Origin of the sequence: Chryseobacterium taeanense, from assembly GCF_900099685.1 — a bacterium.
In the GTDB taxonomy this organism is placed as follows: Bacteria; Bacteroidota; Bacteroidia; order Flavobacteriales; family Weeksellaceae; genus Chryseobacterium; species Chryseobacterium taeanense.
The window spans coordinates 178,762-205,132 of record NZ_FNDW01000001.1; the positions used below are offsets into that span (position 1 = coordinate 178,762).

Sequence of the window (26,371 nt, forward strand, 5' to 3'; positions counted from 1 at the left end):
ATTAAATAAATAATCAACAAAAACATTACAACAATGTCAGATTTAAAAAATTTAGCTGAAACGCTAGTAAACTTAACTGTAAAAGACGTAAACGAATTAGCTACTATCCTTAAGGATGAGTACGGAATTGAGCCAGCTGCTGCTGCTGTAGTAGTTGCTGCAGGTGGTGCAGGTGAAGCTGCTGAAGAAAAAACAGAATTCGATGTAATTCTTAAGTCTGCAGGCGCTTCTAAATTGGCTATCGTTAAATTGGTAAAAGATTTAACTGGTGCTGGTCTTAAAGAAGCTAAAGATATCGTAGATGGTGCTCCTGCTCCAATCAAAACGGGTATCTCTAAAGACGAAGCTGAAGCGCTTAAGAAGCAATTAGAAGAAGCTGGTGCTGAAGTAGAATTGAAATAATTTCAAGAATCTATAATACAAAGCCTGGACGTTTGTCCGGGCTTTTTTATTTTCGATAATTAATTTTGAGGAGCTTGATCCCGCTATCCGCACTAGCTATTTTTCTGCTTTCGGCGACGCGGCGGAGCCGCGTCGCCGAAAGCAGAAAAATAGCTCAGACAAACGCTACTATCGGGGCTATAACAGTAGGATGTTAGATTCAATAATCACAATAGCCAATGATAATTTCCATTAAAATCATCTTGTATAAATATCTCTCCTGTGGAAGGATGTCAAAATAAAAAGAATTTTGATAGTATAGTTAACAGTATTTTGCATTGATGATTGAAGTACTCCATTAAATTATTCAATAAAAATTGTCATTGTGGATAAGTTTTCGTAAATTTGCATTCTCTTTTGGCGCGAAAAATTGTTTTTAAATCTATAAAATACTATAAGTCAACTCTTTCATTATGTGAAAGGGCTTTGTTGTATATAGATATTACAGGTATTCCGCCTCGGAGCAATAAAAATATTTTGCACTACACTGTGAAAAGATATACCAGTGTTGCAGTTAGAAAGAATCAAGTACAAAGCTAAAAGAGTTCAAGGTCCTTTGTGAGCGCCAAAACACTTTTTACCTTTCACTTTTACTTCGTTTCTTGTTCTTTTCTGATATTTTTTTAAATAACAAAATATTTTTTAACCCTTTCTTAAAAGTTTTATGAGTAAAACAACAGCAACAACTAAGGGAACGCCGAGAATTAATTTCTCATCAGCAAAAGGAAAAATCATCACTCCTGACTTCCTGGATATCCAGATTGAGTCTTTTAAAGAGTTTTTCCAGCTTGATACGCTTCCTGAAGACAGAACGAATGAAGGTCTTTACAAGACTTTTCAGGAAAATTTCCCGATCACCGATTCCAGAAACCAATTTGTATTGGAATTCTTGGATTATCTGGTAGATTCTCCACGTTATTCAATCGATGAGTGTGTAGAAAGAGGATTGACGTATTCCGTGCCTCTTAAAGCAAGACTTAAATTGTATTGTACAGACCCTGAACACGAAGATTTTCAGACCGTGGTTCAGGATGTATATTTAGGACCGGTTCCTTACATGACTCCTAGTGGATCTTTCATCATCAATGGTGCAGAAAGAGTTATCGTTACGCAGTTACACCGTTCACCTGGTGTATTCTTCGGGCAGACTTACCACGCAAACGGAACCAAATTATATTATTCAAGAATTATCCCTTTCAAAGGATCTTGGATGGAATTTACAACCGATATCAACAGCGTAATGTACGCGTATATCGACCGTAAGAAAAAATTACCATTAACAACTTTATTAAGAGCGATCGGATACGAATCTGATAAGGATATCCTTCAGATCTTCGACCTTGCTGAGGAAGTGAAAGTTTCTAAAGCTGCCCTTAAAAAAGTAGAAGGAAGAACATTAGCTGCGAGAGTTTTGAACACATGGTTCGAAGATTTCGTAGATGAAGATACAGGTGAAGTAGTTTCTATCGAAAGAAACGAGATCATCCTTGATAGAGAAACAATTCTTGAAAAAGAACATTTGGATCTTATTTTGGATGCTGGTGTGAAATCTATCTTGATTCACAAAGAAAATTCTAACGAATTCTCTATCATTCAGAATACATTACAGAAAGACCCTACCAACTCTGAAAAAGAAGCGGTAGAATATATTTATCGTCAGTTAAGAAATGCAGATCCGCCAGATGAAGAAACGGCAAGAGGTATCATTGAAAAATTATTCTTCTCTGAGCAAAGATATTCTCTTGGTGAAGTTGGACGTTACAGACTAAACAAAAAATTAGGTCTTAACATTCCTACAACAACTGAAGTTCTTACTAAAGAAGATATCATTGCGATCGTAAGACACTTGATCGAATTGGTAAATTCTAAAGCTGAAGTTGACGATATCGACCACTTATCAAATAGAAGAATTAAAACTGTTGGTGAGCAATTGGCAGGACAGTTCGGTGTAGGTCTTTCAAGAATTGCAAGAACAATCAAGGAAAGAATGAACGTTAGAGATAACGAAATCTTTACTCCGCTTGATCTTGTTAATGCAAAGACTTTAACATCTGTAATCAACTCATTCTTTGGTACTAACCAGCTTTCTCAGTTTATGGACCAAACCAATCCGCTTTCAGAAATCACGCACAAGCGTAGACTTTCTGCACTAGGGCCGGGTGGTTTATCAAGAGAAAGAGCAGGTTTCGAGGTTCGAGACGTTCACCATACGCACTACGGAAGAATTTGTCCGATTGAAACTCCGGAAGGACCAAACATCGGTTTGATTTCATCTTTAGGTATTTATGCTAAAATCAATAGATTAGGTTTCATCGAAACTCCGTATAGAAAAGTTGAGAATGGTAAAATTGACTTGTCAGCAGATCCAATCTACCTAAATGCGGAAGACGAGGAAGATAAAGTAATTGCTCAGGCAAACGTCGAATTGAGCGATAATGGTGATTTCGAAACAGACAGAATTATTGCAAGATTAGATGGTGATTATCCGGTAGTTGAACCTGCTCAGGTTAATCTGATCGATGTTGCACCAAACCAGATCTCAGGTATTTCTGCTTCATTGATTCCGTTCCTTGAGCACGATGATGCGAACCGTGCATTGATGGGATCTAACATGATGCGTCAGGCAGTTCCTCTATTGAAGCCACAGGCTCCGGTAGTTGGTACAGGGCTTGAGCAGCAGGTTGCAAGAGATTCAAGAATCTTAATTAACGCTGAAGGTACCGGTACTGTAGAGTATGTAGATGCTGACAAAATCGTTATTAAATACGAAAGAAGCGAAGACGAAGATTTGGTACAATTCGAGTCTGCTACGAAAACATATAACTTAACTAAGTTTAGAAAAACTAACCAAAGTACAACCATTACGCTAAGACCAAACGTAAGAGTAGGTGATGTAGTGGAAAAAGGACAGGTACTTTGTGACGGTTATGCTACTGAAAAAGGAGAATTGGCTCTTGGTAGAAACTTAGTGGTTGCGTTCATGCCTTGGAAAGGATACAATTTCGAGGATGCGATCGTAATCAACGAAAAAGTAGTTCGTGAAGACTGGTTTACTTCAATCCACGTAGATGAATATTCTCTTGAGGTTCGTGATACCAAATTAGGTATGGAAGAGCTTACAGCAGATATTCCGAACGTTTCTGAAGAAGCTACCAAAGATCTTGACGAGAACGGTATGATCAGAATCGGTGCTGAAGTGAAGCCTGGAGACATCATGATTGGTAAAATCACTCCAAAAGGTGAATCTGATCCGACTCCGGAAGAAAAATTACTTAGAGCAATCTTCGGTGACAAAGCTGGTGATGTGAAGGATGCTTCATTGAAAGCAGATTCATCATTAAGAGGTGTTGTGATCGACAAGAAATTGTTCTCAAGAAACATTAAAGATAAAAAGAAAAGAACTGAAGAAAAACTTAAGCTTGAAGAGATTGAAAACACTTACAAGGCTAAGTTTGATGATTTGAGAAACACTTTAATTGAAAAATTAAATACCCTTGTTAGCGGTAAAACTTCTCAAGGGGTGAAAAATGACCTAGACGAAGAAATCATCGGTAAAGGTGTGAAGTTCACTCATAAATTATTGACTTCAGTTGAAGATTATGTAAACGTTAGCGGTTCAGACTGGACAGTAGATAACGATAAAAATGAATTAATCAAACAATTAATTCACAATTACAAAATCAAGTATAACGATATCCAAGGGGTTAAAAATCGTGAGAAATTCGCAATTTCCATCGGAGACGAATTACCAGCAGGTATCATGAAATTGGCTAAAGTTTACATCGCTAAGAAACGTAAGCTGAATGTAGGAGATAAAATGGCGGGTCGTCACGGTAATAAAGGTATCGTTTCGAGAATCGTTCGTGAAGAAGATATGCCATTCCTTGAAGATGGGACACCTGTAGATATCGTATTGAATCCGCTTGGGGTACCTTCTCGTATGAACATCGGTCAGATCTATGAAACAGTTCTTGGATGGGCTGGTCAGAAATTAGGATTGAAGTTCGCTACACCGATCTTCGACGGAGCAAGTCTTGATCAGATTACTGAATATACTGAGAAAGCAGGTCTTCCTAAATTCGGTCACACCTATCTTTATGATGGTGGTACCGGGGAAAGATTTACTCAGGCAGCGACAGTGGGTGTGATCTACATGTTGAAATTAGGACACATGGTTGATGATAAGATGCACGCACGTTCTATTGGTCCATACTCATTGATTACTCAACAGCCGTTAGGAGGTAAAGCTCAGTTCGGAGGTCAGAGATTCGGGGAGATGGAGGTTTGGGCTCTTGAAGCATTCGGAGCATCAAATATCCTGAGAGAGATTCTTACTGTGAAGTCGGATGACGTGATTGGTAGAGCAAAAACTTACGAAGCAATTGCAAAAGGTGAATCTATGCCTGAACCAGGTATTCCGGAATCATTCAACGTATTACTTCACGAGTTACAAGGTCTTGGATTAGACGTAAGATTGGAAGAGTAAATTAAAAGATTTAATTATTAAAAAATTAATGCATTAATTAAACTCAGAGATAATAAGTGCGAAAGTAATTTTTAAATCTTTCAATCTTTTAATCTTTTAATCAAAATAAAAATTATGTCAAATAAAAATAAATCAAGTAGATTTAATAAAATAACCATCGGTTTAGCTTCTCCGGAATCGATTCTTCAGGAATCGAGAGGTGAGGTTCTTAAGCCGGAAACTATTAACTACAGAACGCACAAACCTGAAAGAGACGGTTTGTTCTGTGAAAAAATCTTCGGTCCTGTAAAGGATTACGAATGTGCTTGTGGTAAATACAAGAGAATTCGTTACAAAGGGATCGTTTGCGACCGTTGTGGAGTAGAAGTTACAGAGAAAAAAGTACGTAGAGAGAGAATCGGACATATCAATCTGGTAGTTCCTATCGCTCACATCTGGTATTTCCGTTCTTTACCAAACAAAATCGGTTACCTTTTAGGAATTCCTTCCAAGAAATTGGATATGATTATCTACTACGAAAGATATGTAGTAATTCAGCAGGGTATTGCTAAAAAATTAGACGGTTCAGATTTCGATCATATGGAATTCTTAACGGAAGAGGAGTATCTTGATATCATGGAAACTCTTCCTATTGAGAACCAATATCTTGATGATTCCGATCCAAACAAATTCATCGCGAAGATGGGTGCTGAAGCGGTTGAGGAATTATTAAAAAGAATTGATCTTGATGCATTGTCTTTCGACTTGAGACACAAGGCACACAATGAAGGTTCAAAACAAAGAAGAACTGAGGCATTAAAAAGATTGAACGTTGTAGAAGCATTGAGAGGTGCCAATACAAGAATGATTAATAAGCCTGAGTGGATGATTATGCGTGTGCTTCCAGTTATTCCGCCGGAATTAAGACCATTGGTTCCGTTGGATGGTGGACGTTTCGCGACATCCGATTTGAATGACCTTTACAGAAGAGTTATTATCAGAAACAACCGTTTGAAGAGATTATTGGAGATCAAAGCTCCTGAAGTAATCTTGAGAAACGAGAAGCGTATGCTTCAGGAATCAGTAGATTCATTATTCGACAACACAAGAAAATCTTCTGCGGTAAAATCTGAATCCAACAGACCATTGAAATCACTTTCCGATTCATTGAAAGGTAAGCAGGGTCGTTTCCGTCAGAACTTATTAGGAAAAAGGGTAGATTACTCTGCGCGTTCCGTAATTGTTGTAGGTCCGAACTTACAGCTTCACGAGTGTGGTATTCCTAAAGATATGGCTGCGGAACTTTACAAACCGTTTATCATCAGAAAGCTGATTGAAAGAGGAATTGTAAAAACAGTAAAATCTGCAAAGAGAATTATCGACAGAAAAGAACCTGTTGTATATGATATCCTTGAAAACGTGATGAAAGGTCACCCGGTACTATTGAACAGGGCACCTACTCTTCACAGATTGGGTATTCAGGCTTTCCAACCTAAAATGATCGAAGGTAAGGCAATTCAGCTTCACCCGTTAGTAACGACAGCATTCAACGCCGATTTCGATGGTGACCAGATGGCGGTACACTTACCGTTAGGTCCTGAAGCAATCCTTGAAGCTCAGTTATTGATGTTAGGTTCTCAGAACATCCTGAACCCTGCAAACGGTTCTCCAATTACGGTACCTTCTCAGGACATGGTTCTTGGTCTTTATTTCATGACTAAGGAATTAAGTTCTACAGAAGATATGAAAGTGAAAGGTGAAGGTCTTGCATTCTATTCTCCTGAAGAAGCGGAAATTGCTTATGCTGAAGGAAGAGTATCTTTAAATGCTAAAGTAAGATGTAGACTTCCTATTAAAGAAAACGGAGAAATCGTTACAAAACTGATCGAAACTTCTGTAGGTAGAATCTTGTTCAACCAGATTGTACCTAAACAAGTAGGGTATATTAATGAACTTTTAACTAAGAAATCATTAAGAAACGTTATCGGTAAAATCCTTGCTGATACAGATTTCCCTACAACTGTGAAATTCCTTGATGCAATGAAAGACTTAGGGTATTCAAACGCATTCAAAGGAGGTCTTTCTTTCTCATTAGGAGACATCGTTGTTCCTGTTGAGAAAAAGCAGATGATTGCACAATCTATCGAAGCTGTTGACGAAATTAGAGCCAACTATAACATGGGTCTTATTACCGATACAGAACGTTATAACCAAGTAATCGACGTTTGGACAAACACGAACGCTGGATTAACAGAGATGATTATGAGCAGAATGAAAACCGATCAAGGAGGTTTCAACTCTGTATATATGATGCTTGACTCTGGAGCGAGGGGTTCTAAGGAACAGATCCGTCAGTTATCAGGGATGAGAGGTTTGATGGCGAAACCGCAAAAAGCGGGTTCTACCGGAGCGGAGATCATCGAAAACCCGATCCTTGCGAACTTTAAAGAAGGTCTTTCCATCCTAGAATACTTTATCTCTACCCACGGTGCTCGTAAAGGTCTTGCGGATACCGCTCTTAAGACGGCCGATGCTGGTTACTTAACGAGAAGATTGGTAGACGTTGCACAGGACGTTATCGTTACAGAAGACGACTGTGGAACTTTAAGAGGTACAGAAGTTACTGCACTTAAGAAAAATGACGAGATCGTAGAAAGAATCTCTGAAAGAATCTTAGGTAGAGTATCTTTACATAATATTTACGATCCGGAAACTGACGAATTAATCGCTGAAGCAGATCAGGTAATCATTGAAGAATTAGCGAAAAGAATCGAAGAAGCAGGATTAGAATCAGTGGAAGTTCGTTCACCATTAACTTGTGAAGCCAAGAAAGGAATCTGTGCAAAATGTTACGGTAGAAACCTGGCAACAGGTAAAACGATCCATATGGGTGAAGCAGTAGGTGTAATCGCAGCACAGTCCATCGGGGAACCGGGAACTCAGCTTACGTTGAGAACCTTCCATCAAGGGGGTACTGCAGGAAACGTATCTGAAAACCCATCAATCGTTGCAAGAAGAGATGGTATCGTTGAAATGGACGAAGTAAGAACGATTACTTCTGAAGATGAAAACGGTAATACAGCTGAAGTTGTAGTTTCTCGTTCAACGGAATTCAGATTGGTTGCTGATAACGAATCCAGAACACCGTTAATGATTGCTAACGTACCTTATGGTTCCATATTATCAGTAAAACCTGGTGATAAAGTGAAGAAAGGTGACGTGATCTGTAGATGGGATCCTTATAACGCGGTTATCATTGCAGAAACTGCCGGTAAGGTAGAATATGAGGATATTATCCAGGGTATTTCATTCCAGTTGGAGATTGACGAACAGACAGGATTTGAAGAGAAAGTAATCTCCGAATCCAGAAATAAGAAAGCCGTACCTACTTTGAAAGTGGTAGATTCTAAAGGTGTTGAGCAAAAAGCGTACAACTTACCGGTAGGAGCCCACTTAATGGTAAACGATGGTGAAAAAATTAAGGCTGGTAAAGTCTTAATCAAAATCCCGAGAAAATCTGCAAAAGCAGGGGATATCACCGGAGGTCTTCCGAGAGTTACCGAATTATTCGAAGCAAGAAACCCTTCAAACCCGGCAGTGGTTACAGAAATCGACGGGGTAGTTTCTTACGGAAAAATTAAGAGAGGTAACCGTGAATTAATCGTTGAAGCTAAAACTGGTGAGAGAAAAATTTATTTAGTTAAATTATCCAACCAGATTCTGGTACAGGAGAATGACTTCGTAAGAGCCGGTTCGCCGCTTTCTGACGGATCAATCACTCCGGACGATATCTTGAGAATCAAAGGTCCAACTGCGGTTCAGGAATATTTAGTAAATGAAATTCAGGAAGTTTACCGTCTACAAGGGGTAAAAATCGATGACAAGCACTTTGAAATTATCGTAAGACAGATGATGACGAAAGTATCTATCGTTGATGGAGGTGATACTCAGTTCCTTGAAGGAGCTCTTGAGCACAAATATGACTTCCTGGAAGAAAACAACAGGGTATTCGGATTGAAAGTAGTTGTAGATGCGGGTGATTCTAAAGTATTCCTGCCTGGACAAATGATTACTGCAAGAGAATTGAGAGATGAAAACTCTAAACTGAAGCGTGAAGACCAGGCTTTGGTTCAGGTAAGAGAAGCGTTGCCAGCTACCGCAACACCGGTATTGCAGGGTATTACGAGAGCGGCTCTTCAGACTAAATCATTCATGTCTGCTGCATCATTCCAGGAAACAACTAAAGTTCTGAACGAAGCCGCAGTAGCAGGTAAAGTAGACGAACTGAACGGTCTTAAAGAAAATGTAATTGTAGGGCATAGAATTCCTGCAGGTACAGGTCTTAAAGAATATCAAAATGTGATCGTAGGTTCTAAAAAAGAATTCGAAGATCTTAACTAAAATTAATGATTCGGAAATTTGAGGTTTGAATTTATTTTTATATTTTCACAACCTCAAAATTTCGAATAAAAAAATATTTTATAACAATGGACAACAATCAAAATCCACAAGACGGAAACATCAACATCGAATTAAACGAAATGGTAGCTGCTGGTATCTATGCAAACCTAGCTTTGGTAAACCATTCTCCATCTGAATTCGTAGTAGATTTCATCCAGTTAATGCCAGGTGTACAACAAGCTAAAGTAAGATCAAGAGTTATTCTTGCTCCGCTTCATGCTAAGAGAGTACTTTCTGCTCTTCAGCAAAATATTGCTAACTACGAGCAGCAATTTGGAGAAATCAAAGAAGTTGAACCTTTCGTATTAGGAGGTAACAACGTAAACGCTTAAGATTTACTCATAATAAACACAGTGCCCCGGCGAAAGCTGGGGCATTTTATGTTATATTTAAAATTTAACCAACCATAATGTTTCTATATATCAATTAGTTAAGAAAGAAATATTTCTTTTTTTTAAAATTATAAAATCTTGCTTATCTTTACAGACCGAACGTTCGGTATGCAAAAGTCAAACTATGAATGCAAATACAAATAAAAGAATAGTCAGTTTTTTTCTTATTTTATCAGTTATTAATCTAACTTTAATGATTCCGGGTGGATTTATTGAATCGCGCGACTTTTCACATATCAATTCGATGATTCTTGCAATATTCAATATTTTTCTTACCATTTTAGGACTTATAAGTTTGTTTTTAGTGTATTTTATTAACAAGAACTTTAAATGGTCATTTAAAGCTGCATATTTATGTGGAATCAGTTATTTTACGGTTTATATTATCGATTTATTTAAGATTTTCCCTAAGTCTCCCACTCCAATGCCAGAACTACTTTATATTTTGGAAATAGTAGGTTGTGTTATTTCAATTCCTTTAATATTCTACTCAATGAAAATAATCAAAGAATGGAAGAATGATGATAGCAAAATGACTTTTTCAAAAGGATTTTACGGGCTAATAGCGATAGCTGTTATCATTGGACTTTGTATTATTATCTTTGCAACCAACGCCGCAATGACAGGGAAATAATGGAAACAAAGGAAAAAATATTACTAACTTCTTATCAGATATTTATCAATAAGGGATTTCATAATACTTCTATGCAGCAACTCGTAGAAGCCTCAGGATTTTCAAAAGGAGCATTTTATCATTATTTCAAAAATAAAAATGATCTTTATGAAAATGTTATAAATCGCTATTTTCTACAGTTTTACCGTTCTGTTAACTGGGATGTTTATTTTGAGGCTAAAATGACAGTAAAAGAAATTGAAGAAAATATTCAGGCTTTTTATCTTGATTTTGTTCCACAAATTTTATCGTTGAACCAAAATGGAATGTCAGCATACTTTATTATGTACTTTGAAGCATTTACGTTACTCCCGAATTTTAAGAATGAAGTTAAAAAGTTTTATGATAATCTTGAATATCTTATTGTTAATGCTTCCGATAATACTGAAAAATTAAGAAAAACAGCAGTTGATATTATCGCAAAGTATGAAGGATTTTTATTTCTCCTTGCCTTAAATCCAGATGCGGACATTAATTCTTTTTTTTAAAAACAGCTTTTTTTCCTTCCAAGAATCTTCAAAGTATTGTATAAAACATTAAAAAAATACGGCATAGAAATCACATTTTTATATCTTTGTTACCAGATATGGTACATAATATGTTAAATAATCAATTTGGTATTAACAAGTTTGGCTTTTTAGGCGAAGAATTTTTATGTGAACTGAATAAGCATGCTGTGGTCACAGAAATTAAGGCAAAAACAGAAATTATTCGCGATGGGCAGAAAAACAAGTTCGTTCCTTTCCTTATAAAAGGATCGGTCAGAGTTTTTACTTTAAATGACGGAAGAGAGCTTGTTTATTATTATATAAGAGCTAATGACAGTTGTCTGATGACCTTTTCTTCTATTTTTACAGATTGTGTAAGCAGAGTTTATGCTGTTACCGAAGAAGATTCTGAGATAATGCTGATTCCTATCTCAGTTGTTCATGAATGGTTGATTGCCTTTCCTGAAATCAACAGAGTTTTTTACCATGAGTACGATAAAAGATTCTCAGATGTGATGAGCATGGTGAATGATGCCGTTTTTCACAGGCTCGACAAGAGAGTTTTGAATTACATCAGGCAACAGATTTCAATTACAGGCAATAACCCGATTAAACTCACCCATCGTGAAATTGCAAGCAATTTGGGAACTTCCAGAGAAGTGATAAGCCGTGTTCTGAAAAAAGTGGAAAACGAAGGGGAGATTACTCAGACTAAAGAAGGTATTCAGATGCCTTTAAATGAAAATGTTACACAAGACTAACTAATCCTATTTAATTCATTTAACAATCCGATTGATAAAAACTATCCGGGTTGTGACTTTTATCACACGTTTATGCAATCATAAGTTTCTAAGTTTGTCATACTAAATTTAATATAAGCTGTATGACAAAAACTGTGTTATTGTTGTCATTATTAATTTCGGGTTTAGCTTTCGCTCAGGAAGATTTACTGAAAGATATTGACACCATTCAGACAAAAAACACCGATACTTCTCAACCTGCCTTTAAAGCACTGCAGATTGTTACTGGTCAATCTACAAAGCTCGCTGCCAAGAAAGAATGGTATATTGTTGTGGCACACCGTTTCGGAGATGTAAGTAAAGGCTTTAAAGACTTCTTCGGATTAGATGATGCCTCTACCAAATTAGGCGCAATTTACGGAGCCACAGACTGGCTTTCATTTAATCTCTCCAGAGAAACCAACCAAAAAACTTTTGAAGGTGGAGCCAAATACAGATTACTCAAGCAAAATGAAAACTTCCCTGTTGATATCGTAGGATATAATGTGATGGCGGTAAACACGGATCTTAAAAAAGATAACTATCCGCACCTTCAATTCGGAGACAGGCTTTCTTACCTTACACAGGCTTTGATTTCCAGGAGATTTAATGATGACTTTTCATTACAGCTTACACCATCTTATGTTCACAAAAACCTTTATGACCCAAATATAGAAGACAAGAACCAGTTTCTGGCTGGTCTTGGAGGGAGATATAAAATTTCAAAAAGAATATCCATTAATGCAGAATATTTTGTGAATTTTGATAATCACAGCTTTTACAAAAATCCTTTGTCGTTAGGAATGGACATCGAGACGGGAGGACACGTTTTCCAGCTGTTATTTACGAATTCCCAGATCAATTCAGATATCGGGTATCTTACGAATGCCACCGGAAAGTGGGAAAAAGGACAGATTTTCTTCGGGTTTAATCTTTACAGAGTATTTTAAAATGAAAAAGTATATATATATCATTTCATCGGCGGTTCTTATGGTAGCTTGTGAAAGCAGAACCTATGAAGAGATCTCCGACACAACACCTATTGCAGAAACGGTAACTTATAATAAGGATGTGAAAGTCATCATTGATGCTAATTGTGTGAGCTGTCATTCTCCGGGAGCACAGGCTCTTACCAATTATACGCAGGTTAAAAATAATATCGACAATATTATCGACAGGATTACCAGATCGAATGGAGATCCTTTGAAAATGCCACAGGGCGGTAGTCTTTCACCTTCACAAATCAATATCATCACCAAATGGAAAGCCGATGGGCTTACCGAAAACTAAAAAGTATTCTTATGAAAAAGCTGATCGTATTAATTGTTTTGTTCATCTCCGGCAATTTTATTTTTGCTCAGAAATATATGTCCAAAACAGGAAAAGTAACATTTGAGGCCTCAGTACCTCTTTTTGAAGATGTTTTTGCGCAGGATGACAACAATATTGTTGTTTTAAATGCCGACAACGGAGACATCGCTTCAGTTTCAGTTGTTAAAAACTTTCATTTTAAAACAAAACTCATGGAAGAGCATTTCAATGAAAGCTATGCAGAAACAGGAAAATATCCAAAGACCACGTTTAGCGGTAAAATTGTAAACTTTGATAAATCAAAACTTTCTGGTTCACCTCAAAAATATACGGTTCAGGGAACTCTCAACTTTCATGGGATGGCAAAAGCATATACGTCTGCTGCGACAATCTATGCTAAAGACGGGAAAATATATATGACGGGTGGATTTGTAGTAAAGGCTGCAGACCACAAAGTAACCATCCCTAAAATGGTGATGAAAAAGGTTGCCGAAACGGTAAATGTAGAGTATAACTATGTTTTGGTGAAACAATGAGAAAATTAATAGTAATGCTAAGTGTATTTCTCGGATTCACACTTACATTCGCCCAGGAAAAGGCGAAAAACATCTTTGATATCGCACGCACAGGTACCGTTTCGGAAGTAAAAGACCTGATGAAAAAAAATCCCAATGTCATTAACGAAACCAACGAAAGTGGATTTTCACCGCTTATTCTGGCGTGTTACAGAGGGAATGTTGAAGTGGCTAAGTTTTTGATAGACAATGTGAAAGATATCAACTACAAAAGTAAAGAAGGAACAGCGTTATCAGGGCTTTCCTTCAGATACAATAAGGAACTTGTGGAATATCTTCTGAAGAAAAACGCTGATCCTAATATTGCGGATGCCAACGGCACGACCCCTCTATTCTGGGCTGTAAAGTCAGGAAATAAAGAACTGACCGAATTATTACTCAAATATAAAGCCGACAAAACCGTAAAAGACACGCAGGGAATGACTCCTTTTGAATATGCTCTGCAAACCAATAATAAAGAAATAATTAATCTCTTAAAAAATTAGCGAATGAAAAAAGTTTTACTCACTTTATCAATGGTCCTGGCTACAGTGGCACAAGCTCAGTTCTCATCGGGAACTGTAAGCCTTGGATCAACAGGAATGACCGTAAAATTGGTGACATCACCAACACAGGTGACAATTACATTAACAGGATCTGATACTGCTTATCTTGGAATAGGATTCGGAAATTCAGGAATGGCCGCCGGGGCAGATGGATTTGTATATAATGCAAATTCATCAACAAATGCAGGTCTTGATTACACTTTCGGAGGAATAGGAAACATTTCTGCAGATGCTGTTCAGGACTGGACGATGACTTCCAATACAACATCAGGAGGAATTAGAACAGTCGTTGCTACCAGATCCCTGAACGGGGGGACAGGCGATTTTGCCATAGCTAATACACCGGGTACCATTAATATATTTTATGCAAAAGGTCCTGGTCTCAGTCTTCAGTATCATCAGTCGAGAGGATATGCAAGCCTTACAATGGGAGCAGTGCTGGCTACGGGTGAAGTAGCTGCAGAAAACAAAAAAGTAGTGCTGTATCCTAATCCTGCAAAAGAAACGGTAAGCTTCAAAAATGCCGACAAAATTAAATCGGTAGATATATTTGAATCAACAGGAAGAAAAATCAGAACAGTAAAAATGGACGGTAAGGAAATGAATGTTTCTGATCTTAAATCCGGAAATTATTACTTAGAAATTAGTCTGAAAGACGGATCAACTGCTTTCGAACAGTTAATCAAAGAATAATCGAATCACATCAATAAAGAATCAATGGCCACTGAAAAGTGGCTTTTTTCATTTTTTTTATATTCAAAAGTTTAAGCATACTTCTTAATTGCGAATGCTTTTAATGTTTTTTTAACTCGCCGGACTTTCATGGCAAAATTTCAGAAACTACCTTTGCATAAACTTTTAAATAATGAAAAAGGCACTACAATTATTGCTGTTGGTTTTCTCACTGGTGGCTTTTGGCCAAAAAGGAAATGCAGACACTGCTCAGGTGGTTATCCCAGGCAGATACAACAGTGTTGAAGCACAGACAAAGCCTTATGTAATCATGATTTCAGCGGACGGCTTCAGGTATGATTATGCAAAGAAATATCATGCTGAAAATCTCTTAAAATATTCAGACCAAGGTATTCAGGCAAAAGCAATGCTTCCAAGTTATCCGAGTATTACATTTCCGAATCACTGGACGTTAATCACAGGGCTTTACCCTTCTCATCACGGGGTGATCGATAATTATTTTTACGATTATAAAAGAAAAGAACTGTATAATAAAAGTAATAAAGCCAATGCAGAGGACGGAAGCTGGTATGGAGGGCTTCCGCTTTGGGGACTTGCCGAAAAAGAAGGAATGGTTTCCGCGTCTCTGATGTGGCCAGGCTCATCGAGTGATGCAGGAGGTGCAAGACCTACGTATTACTATCCTTACCACGAGAAATTTACGCCATCAGAAAAAGTGAATAAAGTGATAAACTGGCTTACGCTCCCGATGGATAAAAGGCCGCATTTTATTTCCTTATATTTCCCGGAAGTGGATGCCAACGGACACCATTTCGGTCCGGATACAAAAGAGGCACAGGAAGCGGTTCAGAAAGTAGATACGGCTGTCGGAGAGCTGGTAAAGAAAATTAATGAACTGGGATTGAGAAATGTGAACATTATTTTCGTTTCAGATCACGGAATGATAAAAGTTGATGGTAAAAATCCTGTCGAAATTCCTTCTTTGCTATTAAATAAAGATAAATTTGATTATTATAATTCTCAGACGATGTTAAGGGTGTATGTTAAAAATCCTGCTGAGGTTACATCTGTTTATAAAGAACTGAAAGCCGGAAAAACAGATGATTATGAAGTATATCTTGTCAAAAAATTACCGAGATCGCTCCACTTTGCAACCCGTGACGACCGGTACGGTAGGATAGGCCAGATTCTTCTCATTCCTAAAGCTCCCAAAATATTTCTTGAAAAAGGAGAAAAAACCTCTGCCGGAAAGCATGGCTACGATTCGAGAACCGTCCCCGAAATGAAAGCTACATTTTTCGCCTGGGGTTCTGCCTTTAAAAGTAATATTACCATTGGTGAATTTGAAAATATAAATGTATATCCATTGGTAGCCCATATTTTGGGTTTAAATATAAGCCAACCCATTGACGGAAAATTCAAAGTATTAAAGCAAACGCTAAAATAGTTACACTCTTCACCACATTTTGTCATTCACTACGTCGAATCTTTGATTTCCGTAAGAATTTCGTCTTCGTTGGCACTCAGATATAGGAAGATTCATACTCTAAATTCTAAAACCCTCAAACTCTCCAACTAAAAGGTGGCTGAGGCTCTCGAAGCCACTCTCCCCAAAACCCTCCACCCAAAGGTTGGCTGAGCGGAGCCGAAGCCAAAACTCCGGCCGGGAAATCTTTCCCAAACCGGAGCTGTTGAATAAATCTTAAATTTTATTTTGGAGTGGTTCACACCTGTGACACGATCCCACGCGTACCTGTGGCACTCTCCGGTTCGCCCGAGTGGCAGTGTACGGACAGTACGGATGGTACCGACCGGACAGTACGAGTGGCACCGTCCGGTCTGCAATATGATAAAGCTACTCTACAGTTGCCTGGCAGATTCGTCGGACATTAAGGCTTCGTTTGCTTACCGTTCGCGCCGTGAATTCATTAGGACTATTTTTCGCTAAAACGTTATCGCAGAGATATGCTTTGATTTTATGTAATATTGACATTCTACTTTTGTTTTTAAATTTGTTTATTAAAAACCCTAACAGGGTTGAAACTCCTGTTAGAGTTAGGATTATTAATGTAGTTGTTGTCAGATCGCTGGCGCGAGCATTAAGAATCTTCTAGTTTTTTGCTAGTAAATTTTGATACTATCTTATCCATGTAGATGCCCATGGATCTCCACCAGATGTTCGATTAGAAACAGTAAGATATTGCCAATGTACACCATTTGGATTACCACAATCATGATACATGCTTGGCCAGCCACCTGCAACGCTGGAGCAATTAGCACCATACCATGTCCAAGATCCTACAGGGCTAATAGCTGTATTATCAGTAAAATCGTTCACCGCGCCAGATCTATGCCATGTTCCAAGCCCAGCTGCTGTTGTATCTGAGCTTCTTAAAGCAAGGATCACAGGGCCTCCGTTCTGAGAAGTTATTTTATTGGCATAGCTTGAGGATGAGTTTCCTGACCTCAATTGAACCTGTGTGCTCATAGTAGCAATTTGAATTACCATTGTACGAGACAGATAGCCACTACTGTTGGGGTCTGTCATTTCAGCTTTTTGTTCCTGTGTTGAAAAATTAGTTCCATTAACGTTGAGAAGCATCCACCCACCACCATCGGTTGTCATATCACATTGTGCTTTCATTGGTGCATAGGTAGTTCCCGCCTGATCGATATCTACATAATAAACACCATCTGCTGTTGTTAATCCTTTATCCTTGATTTCTTTACAAGTAGCACAAGGTCCCAGATAGATCGTACATCCTCCCGCTGTTGTAAAGGTTACTGCTCCGTTAGTTGTACCCGTGTAGGTTCCTGATAAAGTATAGGTAAGGTTTCCGCTGGTACTGTAGTTTCCTGCTGTGAGGGTTAAGGTGAGTCCATTCTGGATAAGGGTTTCACCTGCATAGTTGCATGAACTTCCTCCTGCAGTATATGGCAGAGTATAAGTTCCGGAATATGTTGTTCCGTTTATGAGACCATTGAGTCTGTATTCTGGTAATACACTTACCCAAGATCCTGCGCTACACGTAAAGGTAGGCATCACCGTGGATGTTTTAACCGAACTTAAGGTAAGTTTGTTCCAAGTTGCAGTAAGTGTTCCGCAGGCAGTCGGCGTTCCGGAAAGGGTATAAGTTACTGTCACACTTGCTCCTGCAATCAAATTGCTGGAAGCTGTACTCATCGAAGCCACTGAAATACCGGTAGAACCGGTAGCGCCAGTAGCATCGGAAAGCACCAGATCCGAAGTGCCAAAAGCAATGGTAGCTGTACTGAAAGAATTATTGGTCAGGGTAACGGTGAATGTATTAGAAGCTGTCATTGCAGTTCCTGCTTTATAGGTTCCGTTAAGAGCTGATGAGGTTACGACAACTGCTGGCACGGAAGAATTTGATAACTTCTGCCAAACACTACCGTCAAAATAATAATATCCTTCTGCAGTAATATTGGCTGTCTTGGTACTTGGAGAAGCAACCGCCGAAAGGGCATAGACGATGGCTCCTTTTTGAGCGGTATCATATTTTGTATCTTTCCCTTTGATATCCACACCTTCCAACCTTGGGGCTATCAATCCTTCAGCGGTAGTGCTGCCAGTTGTTTTAGCGGTAATATCGAGGGTTGCTTTAGGCGAGGTATTATTAATCCCCACCTGAGCTTTAATAACGAGGCTGATGAATAGAACAGCCATTGTAATAAAATGTTTCATTGTTTTGTATTTAATTTATGTTGTTATATTTTTAATTGTGAACACGAAGTACACTAAGATTCTTATTCGTTGTGCATTTTGATTCACTCCGTCACTTCGAGTAGACTTTGTAAAAGTCGTATCGAGAAGTTTGCGAGCTTGAGGATACACTTCATTCTCGATACATTTTTTCTTCACCTTGTTACGAAAAAACACTCGAATTGACGACGATTCCAATACCAAAGTTTTCACCTTTCTCTTATATGACTTATGTGTTAAAAACTTTTGTACTTTCAGATGGAAGTACAGGCGGAGGACGCACAAAGTGATAGATGATGATATTTGTAATTTGAAATGGATAAAAAGCACTATTTATAAAATTATTTCTATCCCTACCTATTATTACAAGTATGAGAAATAAAGATTTTATTGTTTTATCAATAAGTTTTAGAGAAGGACTTCCCATAATCCCCAACATTGAGGTACGAGAAATACGTCCGGGGTCATTACGGTTCCACGGACTTCCTGTATAGCAAGCTTTATTAGCTGCAATATTGACTGATTTTTGAGTAGAAAATGGTAAGGATGATCTCTTAAGAAAATCTTTAGACTTTTTAGCTGATGTAAAACACTTATTATGTTCAGAACCTGCAACAAAAACAGAAGTTTCTGAATAAACATACGAGTCTTCAGCTACAAAAATAATGGAATCTGCCGGTACAAAGGAACCGGAATATGCTTTTAAAGGGATGAAAATATACAACCAAACTACGAAAAAACGTAGTAACGGAAAGGGTTCATAACTTTTCATCATTGTGTTCATACGTGCTATTGTAAAAGTAGTCTTGGTTGGACTACTATTTCTAGGTAATGAACACTAGATCACAAATATATAAAATAAATCAGGAAAACTGTAGTGTAAGTTTGTGAGGTTTTGTGATTTTTGGTATCAGTAAGTAAGAAATTATAAAATAAGAGGTTAGTATTTGGTGGTGAAAATATTTTGTTTACATTTGTAGCTGAAATAGTAGTCCAACCAAGACTACTTTTAGGGTCTCGTATTTTTCATACCAGAGAAAAGCCTTTATCGTTGATACGTTTCAGTTAAAATGTTTGGCTCAAAAAAGATAAATTACTACTTTTAAAGTAAAAGATAATCTTGTTTCTGGATGACAACACAGCAACACAAGGGAGTTCATATCTTCCATACTTCTTTCGGAAAAATTTCAGCAGTAAAGGAAAGCGGCGTTATAAAAGCCAAGAGTATTCGGTATGCCCGTTCCGAACGATTTAAAAAGCCCGAGCCTGTAGAATATATTGGCATCCATGAGATTCCTGAAAAAACTCCGGTATGTCCGCAGAATGTAAGTCCGTTGCTGGATCGACTGATTCAAAAGACCGATGTGGAGAAATTCCAACCGGATCAATCGCCGCAGTTTCTTAGTATTACACGCCCGGAACATTTTAATGACAATGAAAAACTTCCTGTAATTGTCTGGATTCATGGCGGTTCTTATGAGATCGGATGCGGAGATCTTCCCACTTCTGATCCTTCTGTATGGGTAAAAGAACATAATATTATAGTTGTTTCTGTTTCTTACCGGCTGGGACTTTTCGGATTTCTGGGAGGTGACGAAGAAAGACCTGCCAACCTGGGATTGTATGATATGATTGCAGCTTTACATTGGATAAAGAAATATATACATGAATTTGGTGGAGATCGAGGGAATATCACGCTGTTCGGACAATCATCAGGCGGTGATGCGATTGCTCATCTCATGATATCTGAAGGAGTGGAGGACTTGTTTCAGCGGGCAATCATCCACAGTGCACCATTAGGTTTCAGGATCCGAAGACAAGATATGTCTCTTGAGTTTTTCAGAAAAACTGATGTTTTAAAAGATGAAAGCGATCCCCTGAAAATGGTGGAAGGCTATGTGAATTTTTTACCTTCATTCAGGAAATACGGACTGAAAACTTCCATGCCTTTCTGCACACAATATGGTTTTCCGCCCTTGTGCAGGGAAGAAGAAAGCCTTGAGAAATGGAAAGAAAATGCAGGAAAAGTGGATGTTCTTATCGGTTCGAATCATGATGAAACGGCTTTCTACGTTAAAACTGCCCAGCAGGGAATCTACACATATTTACCCCATAAAATCCTCAATACCATCGTAAGGAAAACCACGGAATCAATTTATGAAAAACCAGCCAAGATCTTTGCTGAGAATTATGCAGCGGGTGGTGGAAATATTTATCAGTTTAGCATTCGGTCAACCCTAAAGAATAATTATATCGGAGCTTCTCATTGTGTCGATCTTCCCCTAATTTTTGAAAATAAAGAAGCCTGGAAATCGGCAGAATTACTGAAAGATGTGCCGTGGGAATATATTCAGGAAAACGGAAAGAAGCTTCGTGCGCTTTGGGCAGAATTCGCCAGAACAGGAGCTATTTCAGAATATTCCGAAAGGCCGGAAATCCTGAAGTTGAGAAAGGTTTAGAGTTTATTCTTAATTTTAACATGAAGAATTTTAGCTTATTAAGCTCATTATCTTGTTAAGATATATTTAGAATTTAAACACAAATGACACCGGTCTAAATCAGTGTCATTTGTGTTTAAAAAGTATTATTCTTCAAGCCAGACACTCACATTACCTGCAGGAACCGGAAAATTTCCCCATCCGTTTTCATCGATCGTTATTTTGTCTTCAAATCTTCCAAGTACATCATAAAATGTTTTTCCGATATATCGTTCACCCATTTCCATCGGTTTTGCATAGGCTTCTTTGTTGCTGAGAACGACTGCACATCCTGAATGTTCATCATCTCCTTCACGCACCCAACCCAGGCAATTCGCATCTTCAAAATAATCCCGCTGTTCGCCATAAGCATGGTCTTTTCTTGCTTTTAAAAGCTCTTCAATCCCGTCTACCTTATCCAGAAATATTTCCTGGTCATTGCCCTCCTTGTCTTTATCTACATAGTGTGCGCCAAATAAGTCGGGATAAAACACGCAGGGATATCCGTCCTGACGAAGTAATATCAGGGCATAAGCCAATGGTTTAAACCAGTTTTCTACCGGTGCTTCCAGATCCTGTAAAGGCTGTGTATCGTGATTATCTACCAGGCTTACGGAGTGAAGAGGATCGGCCTGCGTCAGCGTTTCATCAAAAATTCTGCGAAGATCATAAGAATCGCCTTCATTGGAAGCGGTATGAAAATTATTCTGCAGAGAGCTATCGAACAGACTCATACATCCTTCCGTGACATCAATGTATTTTTGAAGAAGGTTAAGATATCCCGGAGCCCAGTATTCACCAACCGCAAAGATGTTTTTCCCTGAGTTGGAGCGCAGCAGAGTGAGCCATTCTTTATAAAAATCAAATGAAATATGTTTTAACGCATCCAGACGCACACCATCGAAATCCGTCTCATCGAAATACCATTTTGCCCAGTTGTTGAGTTCTTCACGCACAAATGGATTGCGGTGTTCCACATCATTGAACATGAGGTAATCGTAGTTTCCTTTTTCATCATCGATCATTTCTTCCCAGTCGGTTCCGTACTCGTTCTTAATTTTGAATATATGGGAATCCATACCCTCGGCATAATCTACACCGCTGAAGCAAGTATAATTCCATTCGAAATCAGAATATTTCTTTTCACGTCCGGGAAAGGTAAATTTGGTGTAGGATTGTATTTCTATTTCATCTGATATAATTTTGTCTCTGTTCTCTTCATCTACTTTTACAGCTTTGAAGGTTTCAAGCTCGTCTCCGCCTCCTTTATGACCCAGGACGATATCAACAATCACTTTGATGTTTTTCTCTTTTAAAGCTTTGATGGCTTTTAAGTAATCTTCTTTCGTTCCGTATTTTGTTGCAATGGTTCCTTTCTGGTCAAATTCACCAAGATCATAAAGATCATAAGCGTCATAACCAATAGAGTAGCCTCCGTTAGCGCCCTTGTATGCAGGAGGGAACCATACTGATGTAATTCCTAATTCAGCCAGATAATCTGCGTTTTTATCTGCTTCCTTCCACAGTTTAGCTTCTCCTTCCGTGTACCAGTGGAAGTATTGAATCATCGTTTCATTCATAAAATTGAAAATTTGGTTACTACAATGTAATGAAATTTTTCGAGATTATTGGTCTTCAAATTCTCTGAACGGAATTTTTAGTTGAACGGATACCAGTTTTTTCTCTTCCGTATTGAGCTGGGATAAAGATAAACCCAGCAACCGTACCGGTTTGTCGAAGGGGCGGAGTTCCCAGAGCTGTTTTCCGGTATTGAAATATTGCTCTGCCGACGAGAAATATTCTTCCCGGGTGATGCTTCGTGTGAAAAGGGAAAAGTCTTTATATTTAATTTTAAGAGTCAGCGTTCTACCAAGAATATTATTTTTCTGGAGACGGTTGTGAAGTTCTTCACTAAGGCTCTGCAGTTTTTCGTTGATCTGCTGTTCATCGAATAGATCTTCAAAAAAGGTTCTTTCTACCGCAACACTTTTCTGAATACGGTGAGGCTTTACTTCAGAGGTATGAATTCCCCTCACAACATTATAATAATAAGCGCCTGACTTTCCGAACATTCTTGTAAGATCCTCAATCGATCTTTTCTTTAAATCTTTTCCTTTATAAATACCTAAACTAAACATTTTGTTCGCCGTAACTTTCCCTACACCGTAAAATTTTTCTACAGGTAAATCTTCCAGGAAGCTTTCGACTTTATCGGGATGAATGGTCTTCTGCCCGTTGGGTTTATTAATATCTGATGCTACTTTAGCTAAAAATTTATTAATGGAAATGCCTGCGGAAGCTGTGAGACCGGTCTGTTCAAAAATCTTCTGACGGATTTCCCTGGCAATCTGGTTCGCAGATTCTATATTTTTTTTATTTTCCGTGACATCGAGATAGGCTTCATCGAGAGACAGAGGCTCGACCAGATCGGTGTATTCGTAAAAGATCTCCCGTATTTTTCTTGAAATTTCTTTATACCGCTGAAATCTTGGTGAAACAAAAATAAGATGAGGGCACTTCTCTTTTGCTGTTTTACTGGGCATGGCAGAACGTACCCCAAATTTTCTGGCTTCGTAACTTGCCGCGGCAACGACACCGCGATGTTCTCCTCCGACCGCAATCGCTTTGCCTTTCAGTGCAGGGTTATCATGTTGCTCCACAGAAGCATAGAATGCATCCATATCAACATGAATAATTTTGCGAAGTGGAAAAGAAGAATCCATACCGCAAAGATATGGATTCCTGTTATAGTGTATATTGAGAATTAAAGGTTGAGGCTAAGGTTGAGATGATGATTAAAACCTCAACCTCGATCTCAAACTCATTTCAAAAGATTATCAATGGTTGCTTGGATATCCGGATCTTCCGGAGAGATAGCATAATATTTGGCAATCGCAGATTTCTGGTCAATGACCATATATCTCGGAATCCAGTTGAGGTCGATATAATTGTTGAAATCATTTTTCCAGCCCGAAGCAAACCAGTAATTTTCTTTGTCCTTCATTTCAAATCTTTCCAGGCTTTTGTCGAAACCTTCTTTGGAGCGGTCTAATGAAAGAAAAACAAAATCAATATTTTTATTGTTGTCTTCCAGTTCTTTGGCTTTCGGAAGTGCTTTTAAACAATCCCTGCACCAGCCGGCCCAGAAATCAAGCACCAGAACTTTCCCTTTATGCTGATCCAGGATCTGCTGTATGGTCACTGTTTTACCTTCTTCATCTTCTACCGTCTGAAGCAAGGCTTCTTTGGAGAAACTGGTCTTAAGAACTTTAGGAGTCTGCTGAGAGCAGCTTAACCCGAAAATTCCCATCATGAATAATAACAAAAGCTTCTTCATTTTAAAAATCATTTATACAAATCTAAAGAATGAAAAGCAATTTGAAAGTTATCGACGGTAATTTGTACTATTGAAAAATTCTATAATGATTGATGATAGTTTCTGACCAAACCTTTCACAATGGTTATGACGCTTGGCATTGCCTTATTGGCTGCATTTAAAACTTCTTCATGCGAAACGGAAAAAGCGATGTCAGGCCCTCCAAGATCTGTAATCACGGAGATTCCGAAAACGTTCATTCCCATATGTCGGGCTACGATTACTTCTGGAACGGTGCTCATTCCTACCATATCGCCACCGATGGCTTTTATCATTCCGTATTCTGCGGGAGTTTCAAAAGTAGGTCCTTGCAGAGCTACATAAATTCCCTTATGGATATTGATATTGTTTTCTGAAGCAACTTTTTCAGCCTCCGAAATCATCTTTTTATTGTATGCTTCACTCATATCCACAAACCTAGGGCCGAAGGAATCGATATTCCGTCCACGAAGTGGATGCTCAGGCATCATGTTGATGTGATCTTTAATAATAGCAATATCTGCAATTTTATATTCAGCATTTACTCCACCGGAAGCATTGGAAAGAATGAGGTTTTTTATTCCCAACATATGAAAAACTCTGATCGGGAAAACTACATTTTCAATGGAATGACCTTCGTAATAATGGAAGCGACCGCTCATCATAAGGACTTTTTTACCTTCCAGTTGTCCGTAAATTAATCTCCCACTATGACCGGCAACAGTTGTTTGTGGAAAATCAGGAATTTCAGCATATTCCATTGTGTGGATAGCTTCTACCTCGTCCTGAAGTTTACCTAATCCGGATCCTAGCACAATCGCGAAATCAGGAATTTCTTTAATAATACTCTGGATGAAATCTGCGGTTTTCTTAATTTTTTCTAACATAATCCAAGATGATTTGGTTAAATTCTTCTTTCCTGTCAATAATCACATTAATTGGCCAATAATAGACAATCTCTCTTAGGTAATCGAAAGTTTTAAGTCGTACATAATCTTTTTCAGTCGTTAAGATCAGCTTGTATTCGCCTAATTTCTTATATTCTGATACAATATTTTTAATATCCGCTTCCGTAAAATTATGATGGTCGCGGAATTTTAGGTGGGTTACCCGTTGTGAAAATTTTGCAAGGTGATTCAGCAGTGGTTTGGGATTGGCAATTCCTGTGATGAGAAGAATGTCGTAATAATTCAGGTTGTTATCCGGAAGCATTTTTTCTTTGCCATACACATTTTCATCATAGCCTATCGACGAGAAGAATACTTTCTGATGATGTGACGGCCTTATTCTTGAGATATAATATTGCTTGGTTTCCTCGGTAAGTTCATCGGGACATTTGCTTACCATGATGATGTCTGCTCTTTTTGATCCGGATCTTGATTCCCGCAAATCTCCCGCAGGAAGCAGATGATCTTTAAAATACGGATCATTAAAATCGGTCATCATGATCGTGAATCCGGGCTTTATCGCTCTGTGCTGCATCGCATCATCCAGAACGAGGACATCCAGATCCATATCAGAAATTACCTTTTTAGCGCCGGGAACTCTTTCTTCGGAAACGGCAATGACGAAACGGTTTTTAAATCGTTCAAACAACTGCATGGCTTCATCACCTACTGTTTTGTAATTGCTTTCATAGTTTGTAACGGCGTAGCCTTTCGTGAGCCTTCCATAGCCTCTTGAAAGCACTCCCGTTCTGTAATGTTTAGATAAAAACTTAGCGAGATACATCACCATAGGCGATTTTCCGCTTCCGCCCACAGAAAGGTTACCGACACAAATGATCGGAGTCCTGAATTTTGTCGACTTAAAAATTCCCAGATCATACATTGTGTTTCGGATACCCGTTACCATGTGATAACCTAGCGAAAAAGGATAAAGGTACCATCTTTTCATACCTTGCAAAAATAGGGAATTTCGTATGTATTTAACTTATTATCGAAGCTACTTTTCGAGATTTATTTTAAAAAATGTGTTCAAGATTATCATTTA

The 26,371-nt window shown here is 38.3% G+C and carries 22 protein-coding genes; 14 read left to right on the forward strand and 8 right to left on the reverse strand.

Annotation, left to right across the window (positions count from 1 at the left end; translation table 11 throughout):
• Positions 1-33: 33 nt before the first annotated feature.
• The 13 genes from rplL to BLR30_RS00920 all read left to right on the forward strand — a co-directional run bounded on the left by rplL (position 34) and on the right by BLR30_RS00920 (position 16,270).
• Positions 34-402: a 50S ribosomal protein L7/L12 gene (gene rplL, locus BLR30_RS00860; protein ID WP_042721315.1), complete on the forward strand. Its 369-nt coding sequence runs from the start codon at positions 34-36 to the stop codon at positions 400-402.
• 703 nt (positions 403-1,105) lie between these two features.
• Positions 1,106-4,927 (forward strand): DNA-directed RNA polymerase subunit beta, encoded by a 3,822-nt coding sequence (gene rpoB, locus BLR30_RS00865; RefSeq protein WP_089853310.1) that lies wholly within the window; start codon positions 1,106-1,108, stop codon positions 4,925-4,927.
• Between the two features lie 114 nt (positions 4,928-5,041).
• Entirely contained in the window at positions 5,042-9,307 is a 4,266-nt protein-coding gene (gene rpoC / locus BLR30_RS00870) for a DNA-directed RNA polymerase subunit beta' (RefSeq protein ID WP_089853313.1), read from the forward strand.
• Positions 9,308-9,393: 86 nt separating this feature from the next.
• On the forward strand, positions 9,394-9,699 hold the full coding sequence (locus tag BLR30_RS00875; RefSeq protein ID WP_029295596.1) for a DUF3467 domain-containing protein: 306 nt from the start codon (positions 9,394-9,396) through the stop codon (positions 9,697-9,699).
• 184 nt (positions 9,700-9,883) lie between these two features.
• Complete coding sequence (locus BLR30_RS00880) at positions 9,884-10,393, forward strand: hypothetical protein (RefSeq protein WP_089853316.1); 510 nt, start codon at positions 9,884-9,886, stop codon at positions 10,391-10,393.
• Positions 10,393-10,920, forward strand: a complete 528-nt coding sequence (locus BLR30_RS00885) for a TetR/AcrR family transcriptional regulator (protein WP_089853319.1) — start codon at positions 10,393-10,395, stop codon at positions 10,918-10,920. Before BLR30_RS00880 ends, BLR30_RS00885 begins: the two co-directional genes overlap by 1 nt.
• A gap of 110 nt (positions 10,921-11,030) precedes the next feature.
• The gene (locus tag BLR30_RS00890) at positions 11,031-11,681 is read left to right on the forward strand and encodes a Crp/Fnr family transcriptional regulator (RefSeq protein ID WP_089853322.1); all 651 of its coding nucleotides are present in this window, start codon (positions 11,031-11,033) and stop codon (positions 11,679-11,681) included.
• Between the two features lie 122 nt (positions 11,682-11,803).
• Positions 11,804-12,649 (forward strand): DUF5777 family beta-barrel protein, encoded by an 846-nt coding sequence (locus BLR30_RS00895; RefSeq protein ID WP_089853325.1) that lies wholly within the window; start codon positions 11,804-11,806, stop codon positions 12,647-12,649.
• 1 nt (position 12,650) lies between these two features.
• Entirely contained in the window at positions 12,651-12,989 is a 339-nt protein-coding gene (locus tag BLR30_RS00900; protein ID WP_089853329.1) for a c-type cytochrome, read from the forward strand.
• Positions 12,990-13,000: 11 nt separating this feature from the next.
• A complete protein-coding gene (locus BLR30_RS00905) occupies positions 13,001-13,546 on the forward strand; it encodes a YceI family protein (RefSeq protein WP_089854571.1) in 546 nt (181 codons plus the stop codon).
• The gene (locus BLR30_RS00910) at positions 13,543-14,070 is read left to right on the forward strand and encodes an ankyrin repeat domain-containing protein (protein WP_089853332.1); all 528 of its coding nucleotides are present in this window, start codon (positions 13,543-13,545) and stop codon (positions 14,068-14,070) included. The genes BLR30_RS00905 and BLR30_RS00910 overlap by 4 nt, the downstream gene beginning before the upstream one ends.
• 3 nt (positions 14,071-14,073) lie before the next feature.
• Positions 14,074-14,823 (forward strand): T9SS type A sorting domain-containing protein, encoded by a 750-nt coding sequence (locus BLR30_RS00915; RefSeq protein ID WP_089853334.1) that lies wholly within the window; start codon positions 14,074-14,076, stop codon positions 14,821-14,823.
• A 172-nt stretch (positions 14,824-14,995) separates the two neighbouring features.
• A complete protein-coding gene (locus BLR30_RS00920) occupies positions 14,996-16,270 on the forward strand; it encodes an alkaline phosphatase family protein (RefSeq protein WP_089853337.1) in 1,275 nt (424 codons plus the stop codon).
• Positions 16,271-16,678: 408 nt separating this feature from the next.
• On the opposite strand, the gene BLR30_RS17625 is transcribed toward BLR30_RS00920, so the two are convergent.
• The 3 genes from BLR30_RS17625 to BLR30_RS00930 all read right to left on the reverse strand — a co-directional run bounded on the left by BLR30_RS17625 (position 16,679) and on the right by BLR30_RS00930 (position 19,331).
• A complete protein-coding gene (locus BLR30_RS17625) occupies positions 16,679-16,816 on the reverse strand; it encodes an HU family DNA-binding protein (RefSeq protein ID WP_175443568.1) in 138 nt (45 codons plus the stop codon).
• Between the two features lie 144 nt (positions 16,817-16,960).
• Positions 16,961-18,529, reverse strand: a complete 1,569-nt coding sequence (locus tag BLR30_RS00925; protein WP_139164563.1) for a fibrinogen-like YCDxxxxGGGW domain-containing protein — start codon at positions 18,527-18,529, stop codon at positions 16,961-16,963.
• Positions 18,530-18,776: 247 nt separating this feature from the next.
• Entirely contained in the window at positions 18,777-19,331 is a 555-nt protein-coding gene (locus BLR30_RS00930) for a hypothetical protein (protein WP_175443569.1), read from the reverse strand.
• 346 nt (positions 19,332-19,677) lie between these two features.
• Between BLR30_RS00930 and BLR30_RS00935 the strand changes: the two genes are divergently transcribed.
• Positions 19,678-21,006, forward strand: coding sequence for a carboxylesterase family protein (locus tag BLR30_RS00935; protein WP_089853346.1), 1,329 nt, complete (start codon positions 19,678-19,680; stop codon positions 21,004-21,006).
• A gap of 125 nt (positions 21,007-21,131) precedes the next feature.
• On the opposite strand, the gene BLR30_RS00940 is transcribed toward BLR30_RS00935, so the two are convergent.
• The 5 genes from BLR30_RS00940 to lpxK all read right to left on the reverse strand — a co-directional run bounded on the left by BLR30_RS00940 (position 21,132) and on the right by lpxK (position 26,275).
• A complete protein-coding gene (locus tag BLR30_RS00940) occupies positions 21,132-22,604 on the reverse strand; it encodes an alpha-amylase (protein ID WP_089853349.1) in 1,473 nt (490 codons plus the stop codon).
• A gap of 45 nt (positions 22,605-22,649) precedes the next feature.
• A complete protein-coding gene (dinB, locus tag BLR30_RS00945; protein WP_089853352.1) occupies positions 22,650-23,747 on the reverse strand; it encodes a DNA polymerase IV in 1,098 nt (365 codons plus the stop codon).
• 98 nt (positions 23,748-23,845) lie between these two features.
• Positions 23,846-24,361: a TlpA family protein disulfide reductase gene (locus BLR30_RS00950; RefSeq protein WP_089854573.1), complete on the reverse strand. Its 516-nt coding sequence runs from the start codon at positions 24,359-24,361 to the stop codon at positions 23,846-23,848.
• Positions 24,362-24,441: 80 nt separating this feature from the next.
• Complete coding sequence (locus tag BLR30_RS00955; protein WP_089853355.1) at positions 24,442-25,266, reverse strand: purine-nucleoside phosphorylase; 825 nt, start codon at positions 25,264-25,266, stop codon at positions 24,442-24,444.
• Positions 25,250-26,275, reverse strand: coding sequence for a tetraacyldisaccharide 4'-kinase (gene lpxK / locus BLR30_RS00960; protein WP_089853358.1), 1,026 nt, complete (start codon positions 26,273-26,275; stop codon positions 25,250-25,252). The genes BLR30_RS00955 and lpxK overlap by 17 nt, the downstream gene beginning before the upstream one ends.
• Positions 26,276-26,371: the final 96 nt, after the last annotated feature.

Bases quoted from the DNA above. Each gene is read 5' to 3' on its own strand.
- BLR30_RS00910 (WP_089853332.1), top strand. From the start codon at position 13,543: ATGAGAAAATTAATAGTAATGCTAAGTGTATTTCTCGGATTCACACTT.
- BLR30_RS00930 (WP_175443569.1), bottom strand. From the start codon at position 19,331: ATGAACACAATGATGAAAAGTTATGAACCCTTTCCGTTACTACGTTTT.
- BLR30_RS00905 (WP_089854571.1), top strand. From the start codon at position 13,001: ATGAAAAAGCTGATCGTATTAATTGTTTTGTTCATCTCCGGCAATTTT.
- BLR30_RS00895 (WP_089853325.1), top strand. From the start codon at position 11,804: ATGACAAAAACTGTGTTATTGTTGTCATTATTAATTTCGGGTTTAGCT.
- rplL (WP_042721315.1), top strand. From the start codon at position 34: ATGTCAGATTTAAAAAATTTAGCTGAAACGCTAGTAAACTTAACTGTA.
- BLR30_RS00920 (WP_089853337.1), top strand. From the start codon at position 14,996: ATGAAAAAGGCACTACAATTATTGCTGTTGGTTTTCTCACTGGTGGCT.
- rpoB (WP_089853310.1), top strand. From the start codon at position 1,106: ATGAGTAAAACAACAGCAACAACTAAGGGAACGCCGAGAATTAATTTC.
- BLR30_RS00950 (WP_089854573.1), bottom strand. From the start codon at position 24,361: ATGAAGAAGCTTTTGTTATTATTCATGATGGGAATTTTCGGGTTAAGC.
- dinB (WP_089853352.1), bottom strand. From the start codon at position 23,747: ATGGATTCTTCTTTTCCACTTCGCAAAATTATTCATGTTGATATGGAT.
- rpoC (WP_089853313.1), top strand. From the start codon at position 5,042: ATGTCAAATAAAAATAAATCAAGTAGATTTAATAAAATAACCATCGGT.
- BLR30_RS00885 (WP_089853319.1), top strand. From the start codon at position 10,393: ATGGAAACAAAGGAAAAAATATTACTAACTTCTTATCAGATATTTATC.
- BLR30_RS00900 (WP_089853329.1), top strand. From the start codon at position 12,651: ATGAAAAAGTATATATATATCATTTCATCGGCGGTTCTTATGGTAGCT.
- lpxK (WP_089853358.1), bottom strand. From the start codon at position 26,275: ATGAAAAGATGGTACCTTTATCCTTTTTCGCTAGGTTATCACATGGTA.
- BLR30_RS17625 (WP_175443568.1), bottom strand. From the start codon at position 16,816: ATGTCAATATTACATAAAATCAAAGCATATCTCTGCGATAACGTTTTA.
- BLR30_RS00890 (WP_089853322.1), top strand. From the start codon at position 11,031: ATGTTAAATAATCAATTTGGTATTAACAAGTTTGGCTTTTTAGGCGAA.
- BLR30_RS00880 (WP_089853316.1), top strand. From the start codon at position 9,884: ATGAATGCAAATACAAATAAAAGAATAGTCAGTTTTTTTCTTATTTTA.
- BLR30_RS00915 (WP_089853334.1), top strand. From the start codon at position 14,074: ATGAAAAAAGTTTTACTCACTTTATCAATGGTCCTGGCTACAGTGGCA.
- BLR30_RS00925 (WP_139164563.1), bottom strand. From the start codon at position 18,529: ATGAAACATTTTATTACAATGGCTGTTCTATTCATCAGCCTCGTTATT.
- BLR30_RS00875 (WP_029295596.1), top strand. From the start codon at position 9,394: ATGGACAACAATCAAAATCCACAAGACGGAAACATCAACATCGAATTA.
- BLR30_RS00940 (WP_089853349.1), bottom strand. From the start codon at position 22,604: ATGAATGAAACGATGATTCAATACTTCCACTGGTACACGGAAGGAGAA.
- BLR30_RS00955 (WP_089853355.1), bottom strand. From the start codon at position 25,266: ATGTTAGAAAAAATTAAGAAAACCGCAGATTTCATCCAGAGTATTATT.
- BLR30_RS00935 (WP_089853346.1), top strand. From the start codon at position 19,678: ATGACAACACAGCAACACAAGGGAGTTCATATCTTCCATACTTCTTTC.